Raw genomic sequence first — 13,157 nt, forward strand, 5'->3', positions numbered from 1 at the left:
CTGACCAATGAGACGGACCCGCCGTAGCTCAGCTTCGAGATCGGCAGCAAGACTTGTCCGACCGGCCATTCCCTCGGTGGTCAGTGTTGCCCTGCTGGTAACGGTTCCAGCGGTGGCCAATGCTGATTCCCGAACCGACTCCATCGCCGCGCTGATCGCCGACGTCGCACGGGCGAACCAGCGGCTGGACGACCTGAGCGCCACCGTTGAGCTCGAGCAGGAGCGCGTCAACAAGGCGATGGTCGCCGTGGAGACGGCCCGGGATGAGGCCGCCGCCGCCGAGCACGAACTCGAGGCCAGTCAGCAAGCGGTCAAAGATGCCAATGCGGCCATCGCCGCGGCCCAGCACCGGTTCGATAGGTTCGCGGCCGCCACCTACATGAATGGCCCGTCGGACAGCTACCTGACCGCGACCAGTCCCGACGAAATCATCGCGGCGGCGACCGCCGCCAAGACCCTGGCCGCGAGTGCGCAGACCGTCATGGCGAATCTGGAGCGGGCACGGACCCGGCAGGTCAGCAAGGAATCGGCCTCGCGGCTGGCCAAGCAGAAGGCCGACAAGGCCGCCGAGGACGCCAAGACCAGCCAGGACGCGGCCGTGACGGCGCTCACCGATACCCAACGCAAGTTCGACCAACAGCGCGAGGAAGTCAATCGCCTGGCCGCCGAACGCGATGAAGCGGAAGCCAAGCTGCAGGCCGCCAGGCTGGTTGCCTGGTCCTCGGCTGGTGCAGAAGGTCCGCCGCCGGGGGCGATGTGGGATCCCGGGGCAAGACCGGGCAACGGGCGCCGGTGGGACGGCTGGGACCCCACGCTACCTCAGATACCCAGTGCCAACATCCCCGGCGACCCGATCGCCGTGGTTGACCAGGTGCTGGGCATCTCGGCAACATCTGCGCAGGTCACGGCCAACATGGGGCGAAACTTCCTGCAGCAGTTGGGCATCCTCAAGCCCACCGACACCGGAATCACCAACGCCGCAACGGGCGCTACCCGGATTCCGCGGGTCTATGGGCGACAGGCCTCCGAATACGTGATCCGTCGCGGAATGGCGCAGATCGGAGTGCCCTACTCCTGGGGCGGCGGTAATGCTGCGGGACCCAGTAAAGGAATCGACTCCGGGGCGGGTATCACCGGGTTTGACTGTTCGGGCCTGGTGCTCTACTCGTTCGCCGGGGTGGGAATCAAGCTGCCGCACTACTCGGGTTCGCAGTACAACCTGGGCCGCAAGATCCCAACCTCGCAGATGCGCCGCGGCGACGTCATCTTCTACGGACCCGGCGGCAGCCAGCACGTCACCCTTTATCTGGGCAACGGTCAGATGCTCGAAGCCCCCGACATCGGGTTGAAAGTACGGGTTGCGCCGGTGCGCACCAGCGGCATGACGCCCTTCGTGGTCCGCTACATCGAGTACTAGCACGATGAGTAGTTATCGAGGTCCCATGCGATACAAGCGATTTCGCCTACTCGGTTTGGCCTGGATAACCCTGGCGGTGGCAGCCCTGATGGTCGTGGTGTCAGCACCGGCTGACGCCGATCCGGGCGGATGGGATCCCACCTTGCCGGCGACCGCCAGCGCGGGTGCACCCGGGGACGCGCTTGCCATGGCAAATGCTTCGCTGCAGGCCACCGCCCAGGCCACCCAGACCACTTTGGACTTGGGCCGGCAGTTTCTCGGCGGGCTCGGGATCAATCTGGGCGGTAGTCCCGCGCCCAGTGCGGCCAATACCGGAGCAAACCGGATTCCGCGGGTTTACGGCCGGCAGGCGCTCGAGTACGTGATCCGTCGGGGCGGATCGCAGATGGGGGTCCCGTATTCCTGGGGCGGCGGCAGCCTGCAGGGCCCCAGCAAGGGCGTCGACTCCGGTGCCAACACCGTCGGTTTCGACTGCTCGGGTTTGATGCGTTACGCCTTTGCCGGGGTGGGCGTGCTGATCCCGCGCTATTCCGGTGACCAGTACAACGCCGGCCGGCATATTTCTCCTGATCAGGCGCGGCGCGGCGACCTGATCTTCTACGGCCCGGGGGGCAGCCAGCACGTGACCATGTATCTGGGCAACGGCCAAATGCTGGAGGCATCCGGAAGCGCGGGCAAAGTCACGGTGAGCCCGGTGCGCAAGGCCGGCATGACCCCCTTCGTGACTAGGATCATCGAGTACTGAGTCAGGTGTGCCGCCCGGTTAGCGGGCCCGGGCGCCTGAGGCGGAGCGGGGCGTGGTGCGCCGGTTACGGTTGCCGGTCGGCAACCGCGGCGTCGACGGAATCCAGGAGGCCTGGAATAGTTGAACGCGGGCACGTCGCTGCCCCGCGAATTTAGTCGTGTCAGCAGTCGTGTCTGATCGAGCGGTGGAGGGTTGTTGATGACATCAGCAGGTGGCGGTTACTCGGGTCCGGGTGGGCATTCGGCCCCACCGGCCCATGAGGCGCCTTCGGGTGGCCCGGACGGGCTGGCCGCCGAGGTACACACCCTCGAGCGGGCAATTTTCGAGGTCAAGCGGATCATCGTCGGCCAGGACCAGCTGGTGGAGCGGATGCTGGTCGGCCTGCTGGCCAAAGGGCATGTGCTGCTCGAGGGTGTTCCCGGGGTAGCCAAGACGCTGGCGGTGGAGACCTTCGCCCGAGTGGTCGGCGGGTCGTTCGCGCGTATCCAGTTCACGCCCGACCTGGTGCCGACCGACATCGTCGGTACCCGTATCTACCGGCAGGGCAAGGAGGAGTTCGACACCGAACTGGGCCCCGTGGTGGCCAACTTCCTGCTTGCCGACGAGATCAACCGGGCGCCGGCGAAGGTCCAGTCGGCTCTGCTGGAGGTCATGGCCGAGCGGCACGTGTCGATCGGCGGGAAGACTTTCCCGATGCCCAACCCCTTCCTGGTGATGGCGACCCAGAACCCGATCGAGCAGGAGGGTGTCTACCCGCTGCCCGAGGCGCAGCGCGACCGCTTCCTGTTCAAGATCAACGTCGGTTACCCGACGCCCGAGGAAGAGCGGGAGATCATCTACCGGATGGGCGTCACCCCGCCGCAGCCCAAGCAAATCCTGGGCACCGGTGACCTACTGCGGCTCCAGGACATCGCCGCCAACAACTTCGTACACCACGCTTTGGTCGACTACGTCGTCCGCGTGGTGATGGCAACGCGACAGCCCGAGCAGCTGGGCATGAACGATGTCAAGACCTGGATCGCGTTCGGGGCTTCACCGCGCGCGTCGCTGGGCATCATCGCCGCGTCCCGGGCGCTGGCGCTGGTCCGGGGCCGCGATTACGTGATCCCGCAAGACATTATCGAGGTGGTTCCAGACGTGCTGCGGCACCGCCTGGTGCTGACCTACGACGCACTCGCCGACGAGATTTCGCCTGAGATCGTGATCAACCGCGTCCTGGAGACGGTTGCCCTGCCGCAGGTGAATGCGGTACCTCAGCAAGGTCATTCGGTGCCACCGGTGATGCAGGCCGCCGCGGCGGCTGGCGGTCGGTGAGCGATTCGGTTCCGGTGGCTCAAGAGGCGGTTGGGCCACGTGTCGTCAACCCGCCGTCGATGCAGCGCGGGGACATCAATGACCCCAAGCTGGCGGCGGCGCTGAAAACGCTCGAGCTGGCCGTCCGCCACAAGCTGGACGGCGTGCTGCATGGCGACTACCTGGGCCTGCTCCCGGGGCCGGGGAGCGAGCCGGGCGAATCCCGCATCTACCAGCCCGGCGACGACGTACGGCGGATGGACTGGTCGGTTACCGCCCGCACCACCACACCGCACGTACGGCAGATGATTGCCGACCGGGAGTTGGAGACCTGGTTGGTGGTCGACATGTCGGCCAGCATGGACTTCGGTACCGCCGTGTGCGAGAAGCGTGACCTTGCGGTAGCGGCGGCCGCGGCCATCTCGTTCCTCAACAGCGGTGGCGGCAACCGGCTTGGCACCCTGATTTCCAATGGCGCCACGCTCACTCGAGTGCCGGCGCGGTCCGGGCGCCAGCATCTGCAGACTATGTTGCGCACCATCGCGACCACACCCAAGGCGCCGGTCGGGGTGCGCGGCGACTTGGCCGTCGCCATCGATGCGCTGCGCCGTCCGGAGCGCCGTCGCGGGATGGCGGTGATCATCAGCGACTTCCTGGGGCCGATCAATTGGATGCGCCCGCTGCGGGCGATTTCTGCTCGGCACGAGGTACTGGCCATCGAAGTGCTCGATCCCCGCGATGTCGAACTGCCCGACATCGGCGACGTGGTGCTGCAAGACGCCGAAACCGGGGTGACCCGTGAGTTCACCATCGATGCCCAGCTGCAGAACGATTTCGCCCGGGCGGCCGCGGCACACCGGGCCGACGTGGTCCGCACCATCCGCGGTTGCGGGGCACCGGTCATGTCGCTTCGCACCGACCGCGATTGGATCGCCGACATCGTCCGTTTCGTCACCTCCCGCCGGCGTGGGGCAATCGCGGGGCGCCGGTGACACCAACGCTCATGCACGTTGAGACAGGTCTGTTATGACATTGCCGTTGCTGGGGCCGATGACGCTGTCCGGCTTTGCACACTCTTGGTTCTTCCTATTCCTCCTGGTCGTCGCCGGGTTGATCGCGGTCTACGTCGTGCTGCAACTGGTGCGCCAGAAGCGGATGCTGCGGTTCGCCAACATGGAGCTGTTGGAGAGCGTGGCCCCCCAGCGGCCCTCGCGCTACCGTCACATTCCGGCGATGCTGCTGGCCCTATCGTTGGTGCTGTTCACCGTCGCCATGGCCGGGCCGACGCACGACGTCCGGATTCCACGCAACCGCGCGGTGGTCATGCTGGTGATCGACGTATCGCAGTCGATGCGGGCCACCGACGTCGAGCCCAACCGCATGGTCGCGGCGCAAGAGGCCGCCAAACAGTTCGCCGACGAGCTGACCCCCGGGATCAACCTTGGGCTGATCGCCTACGCCGGCACCGCGACGGTCCTGGTCTCGCCGACGACCAATCGGGCGGCGACCAAGGCCGCGCTCGACAAGCTGCAGTTCGCCGACCGCACCGCCACCGGGGAAGCGATCTTCACGGCCCTGCAGGCCATCGCCACCGTCGGAGCGGTGATCGGTGGTGGCGACACACCACCGCCGGCTCGCATCGTGCTGTTCTCCGACGGCAAGGAGACGATGCCGACCAATCCGGACAACCCCAAGGGCGCCTATACCGCCGCACGCACGGCCAAGGACCAGGGTGTTCCGATCTCGACGATCTCCTTCGGCACCCCGTACGGCTTTGTCGAGATCAACGATCAGCGCCAGCCGGTGCCCGTCGACGACGAGACGATGAAGAAAGTCGCCCAGCTCTCCGGCGGAAACTCCTACAACGCCGCGACCCTGGCCGAGTTGAACTCGGTCTACGCCTCGCTGCAGCAGCAGATCGGGTACGAGACGATCAGAGGCGACGCCAGCATGGGTTGGCTGCGTCTGGGCGCGCTCGTCTTGGTGGCAGCGGCACTGGCCGCGCTGCTCATCAACCGCCGGTTGCCGACCTAGCTCTGGCGCGCGAACGTAGCGCAGGGCACAATCCGGGGCAGAAAATGCGCCGGGGCGTCTCGTTGGCGACCAGCCGGTTACAGGCTTGCGGTGGTGAGGCGCTAGGTTGGCGGGGTGACTGATACGGCCACCGAGCAAAACACCGAAAGTGCCGCCGACGGCGGCAAACCCGCATTCGTATCCCGCTCAGTCCTGGTGACGGGCGGAAACCGGGGGATAGGTCTGGCGATCGCGCAGCGACTGGCCGCCGATGGTCACAGGGTGGCCGTCACGCACCGCGGATCCGGGGCACCCGAGGGGCTGTTCGGCGTCGAGTGTGACGTCACCGACAACGACGCCGTCGACCGCGCGTTCAAAGAGGTCGAGGAGCACCAGGGCCCGGTCGAGGTGCTGGTGTCCAACGCCGGCCTGTCCGCGGACGCCTTTCTCATTCGGATGACCGAGGAGAGGTTCGAAAAGGTCATCGATGCCAACCTCACCGGGGCATTCCGGGTGGCTCAGCGCGCATCTCGCAGCATGCAGCGCAAGAAGTTCGGCCGGCTGATCTTCATCGGTTCGGTCTCCGGTAGCTGGGGGATTGGCAACCAGGCCAATTACGCCGCCTCCAAGGCAGGTGTGATCGGGATGGCGCGCTCGATCGCCCGCGAGCTGTCGAAGGTCAATGTGACCGCCAATGTGGTGGCGCCGGGCTACATCGACACCGATATGACCCGCGCGCTGGATGAGCGGATTCAGGAGGGGGCGCTGCAGTTCATCCCGGCCAAGCGGGTCGGCACCGCCGCCGAGGTCGCCGGGGTGGTCAGCTTCCTTGCCTCCGAGGATGCGAGCTACATCTCCGGTGCGGTCATCCCCGTCGATGGCGGCATGGGTATGGGCCACTGAGTCCACCCATGAGGCGAAGGCTTCGGCCACGACCTGAAGGAATCACGAACTAACCGAACCACAACACGAAGGACGGACATGGCAGGACTGCTGGAAGGCAAACGGATCCTGGTCTCCGGGATCATCACCGACTCCTCGATCGCGTTTCACATCGCCCGTGTGGCCCAGGAACAGGGTGCCCAACTGGTGTTGACCGGTTTCGACCGGATGCGGCTGATCCAGCGCATCGTGGACCGGTTGCCGCAGAAGGCTCCGCTGATCGAACTCGACGTGCAAAACGAAGAGCATCTGGCCAGCCTGGCGGGTCGGGTCACCGAGGTGATCGGGGAGGGCAACAAGCTCGACGGAGTGGTGCACTCGATCGGCTTCATGCCGCAAAGCGGAATGGGCATCAACCCGTTCTTTGATGCGCCCTACGAGGACGTCTCCAAGGGCATCCACATTTCCGCGTATTCCTATGCTTCGCTGGCCAAGGCGCTGCTGCCGATCATGAATCCCGGCGGTTCCATCGTCGGTATGGACTTCGATCCCACCCGGGCGATGCCGGCCTATAACTGGATGACGGTTGCCAAGAGTGCGCTGGAGTCGGTCAACCGCTTTGTCGCGCGTGAGGCTGGCAAGTACGGCGTTCGTTCGAATCTGGTTGCAGCAGGACCGATCCGGACCCTGGCAATGAGCGCGATCGTTGGCGGTGCGCTCGGCGAGGAAGCCGGCGCACAGATTCAGCTGCTCGAAGATGGCTGGGATCAACGAGCTCCGGTCGGATGGAACATGAAGGATCCCACGCCGGTCGCCAAGACGGTGTGTGCGGTGCTGTCCGAATGGCTCCCGGCGACCACGGGCGACATCATCTTCGCCGATGGTGGCGCACACACTCAATTGCTGTAGCGGGCAATGGAATTTGATGCCGTCCTGCTGCTGTCCTTCGGTGGGCCGGAAGGTCCGGAGCAGGTGCGGCCGTTCCTGGAGAACGTGACCCGCGGCCGCGGAGTGCCGCCCGAGCGGCTCGACGCGGTGGCGGAGCATTATATGCATTTCGGTGGGGTGTCGCCGATCAACGGCATCAACCGGGCGCTAGTCACCGAGCTGCGCGCCGAAGTCGGCCTGCCAGTGTATTTCGGCAACCGCAACTGGGAGCCCTACGTCGAGGACACCGTTATGGCGATGCGCGACAACGGTGTTAAACGAGCGGCGGTTTTCGCCACCTCGGCCTGGAGCGGGTATTCCGGCTGCACTCAGTACGTCGAGGACATTGCCCGAGCGCGTCGGGCCGCCGGGCCGGATGCACCCGAACTGGTGAAGCTCAGAAGCTATTTCGATCATCCGTTGTTTGTCGAGATGTTCGCCGACGCCATTGCGGCTGCTGCGGCAACGGTGCCGAAAGGCGCCCGCTTGGTGTTCACCGCGCACTCGATTCCGGTGGCCGCGGATCGGCGCTGTGGGCCCGGGCTCTACAGCCGCCAAGTTGCCTATGCCGCAAGCCTGGTCGCCGCGGCGGCGGGATATGACGACTATGATCTGGCCTGGCAGTCGAGATCAGGACCGCCCCAGGTTCCGTGGCTCGAGCCCGATGTCGCTGACCATCTCGAGATGCTGCGCGCCGGCGGCGTCAAAGCCGTGATCGTCTGTCCCATTGGATTTGTCGCCGATCACATCGAAGTGGTGTGGGATCTCGACGCTGAGTTGCGGGCTCAGGCGCAGGATGCCGGGATCGCACTTGCCCGGGCCGCCACGCCGAATGCCGATCGCCGATTCGCGCGGCTGGCCCGGGGCTTGATCGAGGAACTTCGCAGCGGTGGTGAGCTGGCCCGAGTCGGCGGCCCGGATCCCGTGTCCGGATGTCTGGCCGGCGTCAACGGTGAGCCGTGCCGCCCACCACATTGCGCCGCGCGGGAAACAGCACCTCAGGGGGCCTGATTGCGGTCAGTCAGACCAGGCTGAGTGCAGGATCGCGCTGATCGCGGCCATCCGTGCCGAACGCACCACGGCGTTGAGCGGCCGCAGCGCGTCGGTGGCGATCTGAACCTCCGACGAGGATTGCGTTCCCACCGGCTCCAGCCCGGCCACCATCCGGTGTGCCATGTGTTCCGGGGCGGAGTCGGGCAGTCGGCTGAGCCCGGAACTGACTGCGATGATCGCGTCGACATGGGCGGCGTTCTCCAGCACCCGCAGCGCTCTCGACGGTGCGTGGTCGGGGATGCGTTGTTGCCGTGATGATTCCAGCATCTGCTCAACCAAACCGCGTGGATTGGCCACGTCGCTGGCTGCCGATCCCAATCCGATGGCACTCAATGCGTCGGCAGCTGAACGCACAGCCGAACGCAGTGCATATTCGGCGTCGGCGAGTTCGTAGTGATCGAAGGCCGGGGCTCCCGGTAGCGAATACACCGTCCAGGCCAGTGCAGACAATGCGGGTGTCCCCGTCTCGTCATCTCCGGCTTCATCCGCATCGCTGTAGGAGAACTCAGGGACCAGTCCGATAGCGGTGCCGGGATCGTCGGGATTGCTGACGATCAGCGCTTCGCCGGAGGCCAGCGCGTCACGCGCGAATTGCGTTCCAGCCGAAAGTCCCCGTACATCACCCGGTACCGGCAGCACCACGTTGATGGTCCCGAACAACCCGCCGGGCGTCGGCGGCGGCGCCGCCGTTGACCTGCCCACCGCGGCACGCAGTGTCTGCAGCAGCGACACCGTACCCACATTGTGCACGTCCGGCCACGGCAATCCGGTATGGCCCGCCGCGACGGCATCATACGCGGTAACCGATTGTGTTGGCGCCCAGAGTGATAACGCGTCCAAAAGATCGCCGGGCGCGGCCTTGCCCGCGAGCCAGGCATTGGCCCACATCGACAGCGAAACACTCGGACACCACATGGTCTCGCAGTGTAGTTGTTCGCCGCGGCTAGGGCGGATCACGCGTATCCTGTGGCCATGCCTGTCGCGCTGATCTGGCTGATTGCAGCGTTGGTGCTCGCCGGAGCCGAGGCGTTGACCGGCGACATGTTTTTGCTGATGCTCAGTGGTGGCGCTTTGGCTGCTTCGGGAATCAGCTGGTTGACGGACTGGCCGCTGTGGGCCGATGGGGCGGTTTTCCTCATCGTTTCGGTTTTGCTGCTTGCCCTGGTTCGGCCCGCGCTGCGGCGTAAGCTGGCTCCCGCCAAAGCCCTGCAGCTGGGGATCAAGGCGCTCGAGGGCAAGAACGCGCTGGTGCTGGATCGGGTTGCTCGCGACAACGGGCAGGTGAAAATTGAGGGCGAGGTGTGGACGGCGCGCCCGCTGAACGACGGCGATGTGTTTGAGCCGGGTGATTCGGTGACGGTAGTGCACATCGAGGGTGCTACCGCCGTGGTCTTCAGGGACGTATAGCGACTCGAGAGAGGTATACCAATGGACGATGCGGTTGTTGGCCTGGTGTTTTTAGCTGTTCTGGTGATATTCGCCATCATCGTGGTCGCCAAGTCGGTTGCGCTGATCCCTCAGGCTGAGGCCGCCGTGATCGAACGGCTGGGTCGATACAGCCGCACGGTCAGTGGTCAGCTGACGTTGCTGGTGCCATTCATTGATCGCGTCCGCGCCCGCGTGGATCTGCGCGAGCGGGTGGTGTCCTTTCCGCCGCAGCCGGTGATCACCGAGGACAACCTGACGCTCAACATCGACACCGTGGTGTATTTCCAGGTCACGGTTCCGCAGGCCGCGGTGTATGAGATCAGCAACTACATCGTGGGCGTCGAACAGCTCGCCACGACGACGCTGCGTAACGTCGTCGGCGGGATGACGCTCGAGCAGACGCTGACCTCTCGTGACCAGATCAATGGCCAGTTGCGCGGGGTGCTCGACGAGGCGACCGGCCGTTGGGGCCTGCGGGTGGCGCGCGTCGAACTGCGCAGCATCGACCCACCGCCGTCCATTCAGGCGTCGATGGAAAAGCAGATGAAGGCCGACCGGGAGAAGCGCGCGATGATCCTGACCGCCGAAGGCACCCGGGAGACGGCCATCAAAAAAGCCGAAGGGCAGAAGCAGTCCCAGATCCTGGCGGCCGAGGGCGCCAAGCAGGCCGCGATCCTGGCAGCTGAGGCCGACCGGCAATCACGGATGCTGCGTGCTCAGGGTGAACGTGCCGCGGCCTACTTACGGGCGCAGGGTGAGGCCAAGGCCATCCAGAAGACATTCGCCGCGATCAAGGCCGGGCGGCCCACCCCGGAGATGCTGGCCTACCAGTATCTGCAGACGCTGCCGGAGATGGCGCGCGGCGACGCCAACAAGGTCTGGGTGGTGCCCAGTGACTTCAACGCGGCGCTGCAAGGTTTCACCAGAATGTTGGGTAAGCCGGGGGAGGACGGGGTGTTCCGCTTCGAGGCCTCCCCGGTCGAGGACCTGCCCAAGCATGCGACAGACGGCGACGACGACGAAGTCTCGGATTGGTTCTCCACCGAAACCGACCCGGCGATCGCGCAAGCGGTCGCCAAGGCCGAGGCCATAGCGCGCAAGCCCGTGGAGGGCCCAGTGGGCTCGCCGCCCGAACTGGGGCCATACAACCGATGAGCGTCGTGACGTCACCGAAGGCCTATGCGGTGCTGGGCGTGTTCCAGGCCGGAGATGCCGTGGCGTGCGCGATTCCGTTGCCCCCGATCGCCAAGATCCTCGATGAACTGGGCGTTCCCGAAGCGGTGCGCCCGGTTTTTCCGGTAGTCAAGGCCGCCGCGGCGGTCGGTCTGTTCTCGGTCACCCGATTTCCCGCCTTGGCCAGGCTGACCACAGCGATGTTGACCCTATATTTCGTGCTGGCTGTGGCGGTCCACGTTCGGGTGCGGGACAAGATCGTCAACATCATCCCCGCGGCCTCGTTTCTGGCCACCTTCGCGGTAATGACGGTCAAAGGGCCCGACCAGGCTTAGTCGAGGCGCAGTTCCACCATCGGCAGTGCCGTGTCGGTGTCGGTGATCGGGCTGCCGAGCGCTTCCTCGATCACCTGCTTGAGGTTCTCCCACGCCGCCGGGTGGTGGCTGCGGTAGGAGGCCAGCGCCTGGTCGGCTTCGGCTTGTTCGAGAACGCGTGCGGTGGCGGGTGCGGCGCGGTGGCTGCCGACGTAAACCCGAACCCGGGGGTTGGCCACGATATTGCGGTACCACTGGGAGTTCTTCCCGAACCCGGAAGCGATGACGTAGGTGTCCGGCGCCGGGTGATCGACGACCTCCAGCACGGCGTTGCGCGGCGTGCCGGATTTGCGGCCGATGTGTTCGAGCATCAGCATCCGCGACCCGAAAACGGCGCCTGCCCGCGCCCGATAAATCCAGATGGGCGCACGCATGAGCGTGCGGGAGCGCATCAGCCGTGCACCGGTCTTGGCTACTAGTGACATCCTTGCCTCCATTTCCTCTTCTTTTTGCTGCGTCAATCGCTGACCAGGCTGTCGCGATAGACGGCGAACACCTCGCCGGCCCAGCGCCGCATTCCGGCGTCGGTGAGCGGATCGACACCGAGGACTTCGATGAGCCGTGGCCGCAGTGTCAGCACCGCTAGATCGTTGACCAGCAAGAACGCCGCCCGCACCGCGGGATCGGCACCAGGACTGGCGGTTCCCGCGGCAACCATCGCGTTCAGCGTGTCTTGGCTGAGCCGGAACAGCCGCGCGAACAACCCTGGTCCGGCCGTACCGCCGCTAATCAACATTCGGCTCAGGTATGCCGGGACCGCTGAGTCGGGCGGTAGGTGCGTGGCGAGGCCGTCGAGCAGGCCTCCCACGGCGGCCTGGCCGAGCCCGACGGCCTCGGTTTCTCGGGTGGCTTCGGTCAGCAGCACTTCAAATATGGCGATGACGTGGTTGTCGGCGGCCTCGATCAGCCCGTCTTTGGAGCCGTAGTGGCGGATGAGCAAAGCGGGCGAGACCCCCGCGGCGGTCGCGATGTCTCGCATGGTGACCGCGGCGGGGCCGCGCTCGGCGAATAGTCGCAGTGCTTCGTCGCGGATCCTTGCCCGCGCGGTTCGATCATCGGTCGCTAAATGCACGTTTACAATTGTAAACAATTGTTTAGCAGTTGGTGCGCCGGGGGTACTACGACGAACCCCGCCCCGGTCGCAGATGTCGTGCATCGCGACCGGGGCGGGGACACCGGTTTGCGGCCAATGATCACCCGCTAGGACGTCGTTGTCCCGCCACCCTCAGGCGTGCGCACCTGGTGTTGCGGGTGCTGGTGTCGGCGCAGGCGATTGCGGGCCGCCCGGCAACTGCCCGGGCGCGGGTGGTTTTGGTGCCCCGGGGAGTTGCCCGGGCCCCGGTGCCCCCGGCGGCGGACCGCCCCGGAAGGCGTGGCCCGCCGGCGGCACCGGCATCGGGGGCGGTCCCCCGGGCATCGGCCCCCGCAGCGCGCCCGGTCCGGGCGGAGGCGCTTGGTGCCATCCCATGGACGGGCCCCCGCCGCCTGGCCCCGGGGGCGGGGGAGGTCCGAAGGCAAACGCCCAAAGAAACAGCGCCGCGCCCGCGGTTCCCACCGCACCAACGAGTAGGCCCAGCAGGCCCGAGCCCACCAGCATCCCCGTCGAGAAGCGGCGCTGCTGATGTCCGGGCGGGGCGGGCGGCACCGGCGCGGCCGGGGCGGGCGGTGCGGGTGGCGGGGCGGCGCCCTGGCCTGGCGCCTGGGCGCCGATGTTTGGGGTCGTGTTGCTGTCTTGTGCACTCATGGCGATCTCCACTTCGTCGTTGTCGGTGATCGCGACGCTAATTTCCGAACCTGAAGTGGAACTGAAGAATGCCGAACGCGCCGCACCGCCGAGACCGGACCGGGTGGT

The 13,157-nt window shown here is 66.1% G+C and carries 15 protein-coding genes; 11 read left to right on the forward strand and 4 right to left on the reverse strand.

The annotated features are described in order from the left end of the window. The first annotated feature begins 7 nt into the window (after positions 1-7). From ripA to G6N41_RS15930, 8 genes are all read left to right on the forward strand, one after another. The gene (gene ripA / locus G6N41_RS15895) at positions 8-1,417 is read left to right on the forward strand and encodes an NlpC/P60 family peptidoglycan endopeptidase RipA (RefSeq protein WP_198913328.1); all 1,410 of its coding nucleotides are present in this window, start codon (positions 8-10) and stop codon (positions 1,415-1,417) included. 25 nt (positions 1,418-1,442) lie between these two features. After that, positions 1,443-2,162, forward strand: coding sequence for an NlpC/P60 family peptidoglycan endopeptidase RipB (ripB, locus tag G6N41_RS15900; protein WP_011739629.1), 720 nt, complete (start codon positions 1,443-1,445; stop codon positions 2,160-2,162). A gap of 198 nt (positions 2,163-2,360) precedes the next feature. Further along, entirely contained in the window at positions 2,361-3,476 is a 1,116-nt protein-coding gene (moxR1, locus tag G6N41_RS15905) for a chaperone MoxR1 (RefSeq protein WP_198913329.1), read from the forward strand. Positions 3,477-3,535: 59 nt separating this feature from the next. Further along, positions 3,536-4,447, forward strand: coding sequence for a DUF58 domain-containing protein (locus tag G6N41_RS15910; RefSeq protein ID WP_198967883.1), 912 nt, complete (start codon positions 3,536-3,538; stop codon positions 4,445-4,447). Positions 4,448-4,481: 34 nt separating this feature from the next. Further along, complete coding sequence (locus G6N41_RS15915) at positions 4,482-5,489, forward strand: VWA domain-containing protein (protein WP_198913330.1); 1,008 nt, start codon at positions 4,482-4,484, stop codon at positions 5,487-5,489. Positions 5,490-5,603: 114 nt separating this feature from the next. Continuing rightward, positions 5,604-6,371 carry a 3-oxoacyl-ACP reductase FabG1 gene (gene fabG1 / locus G6N41_RS15920; protein ID WP_012394041.1) on the forward strand — a complete coding sequence of 256 codons (768 nt, stop codon included), beginning with the start codon at positions 5,604-5,606 and terminating at the stop codon, positions 6,369-6,371. A gap of 78 nt (positions 6,372-6,449) precedes the next feature. Continuing rightward, entirely contained in the window at positions 6,450-7,259 is an 810-nt protein-coding gene (gene inhA, locus G6N41_RS15925; protein ID WP_020728616.1) for an NADH-dependent enoyl-ACP reductase InhA, read from the forward strand. A gap of 6 nt (positions 7,260-7,265) precedes the next feature. Next, complete coding sequence (locus G6N41_RS15930) at positions 7,266-8,288, forward strand: ferrochelatase (RefSeq protein WP_198913331.1); 1,023 nt, start codon at positions 7,266-7,268, stop codon at positions 8,286-8,288. A 6-nt stretch (positions 8,289-8,294) separates the two neighbouring features. On the opposite strand, the gene G6N41_RS15935 is transcribed toward G6N41_RS15930, so the two are convergent. Next, the gene (locus tag G6N41_RS15935; RefSeq protein WP_198913332.1) at positions 8,295-9,245 is read right to left on the reverse strand and encodes a hypothetical protein; all 951 of its coding nucleotides are present in this window, start codon (positions 9,243-9,245) and stop codon (positions 8,295-8,297) included. A 57-nt stretch (positions 9,246-9,302) separates the two neighbouring features. Here G6N41_RS15935 and G6N41_RS15940 point away from each other — a divergent pair, with 57 nt between their 5' ends. The 3 genes from G6N41_RS15940 to G6N41_RS15950 are packed head-to-tail and all read left to right on the forward strand — an operon-like array spanning position 9,303 to position 11,266. Continuing rightward, the gene (locus G6N41_RS15940; RefSeq protein ID WP_036427387.1) at positions 9,303-9,737 is read left to right on the forward strand and encodes an NfeD family protein; all 435 of its coding nucleotides are present in this window, start codon (positions 9,303-9,305) and stop codon (positions 9,735-9,737) included. Positions 9,738-9,758: 21 nt separating this feature from the next. Next, positions 9,759-10,913, forward strand: a complete 1,155-nt coding sequence (locus G6N41_RS15945) for an SPFH domain-containing protein (protein ID WP_198913333.1) — start codon at positions 9,759-9,761, stop codon at positions 10,911-10,913. Beyond that, positions 10,910-11,266 (forward strand): DoxX family protein, encoded by a 357-nt coding sequence (locus G6N41_RS15950; RefSeq protein ID WP_198913334.1) that lies wholly within the window; start codon positions 10,910-10,912, stop codon positions 11,264-11,266. Before G6N41_RS15945 ends, G6N41_RS15950 begins: the two co-directional genes overlap by 4 nt. Here the strand turns inward: G6N41_RS15950 and G6N41_RS15955 are convergent. From G6N41_RS15955 to G6N41_RS15965, 3 genes are all read right to left on the reverse strand, one after another. Then, the gene (locus G6N41_RS15955; protein WP_198913335.1) at positions 11,263-11,730 is read right to left on the reverse strand and encodes a nitroreductase family deazaflavin-dependent oxidoreductase; all 468 of its coding nucleotides are present in this window, start codon (positions 11,728-11,730) and stop codon (positions 11,263-11,265) included. The two genes, G6N41_RS15950 and G6N41_RS15955, sit on opposite strands and share 4 nt — an antisense overlap. 32 nt (positions 11,731-11,762) lie before the next feature. Beyond that, complete coding sequence (locus tag G6N41_RS15960; protein ID WP_198913336.1) at positions 11,763-12,377, reverse strand: TetR/AcrR family transcriptional regulator; 615 nt, start codon at positions 12,375-12,377, stop codon at positions 11,763-11,765. A 153-nt stretch (positions 12,378-12,530) separates the two neighbouring features. Continuing rightward, positions 12,531-13,049: a hypothetical protein gene (locus G6N41_RS15965; RefSeq protein WP_192812740.1), complete on the reverse strand. Its 519-nt coding sequence runs from the start codon at positions 13,047-13,049 to the stop codon at positions 12,531-12,533. Between the last annotated feature and the right edge of the window lie 108 nt (positions 13,050-13,157).

The sequence above is a fragment of the Mycobacterium shottsii genome (assembly GCF_010728525.1).
Taxonomy (GTDB): Bacteria; Actinomycetota; Actinomycetes; order Mycobacteriales; family Mycobacteriaceae; genus Mycobacterium; species Mycobacterium marinum.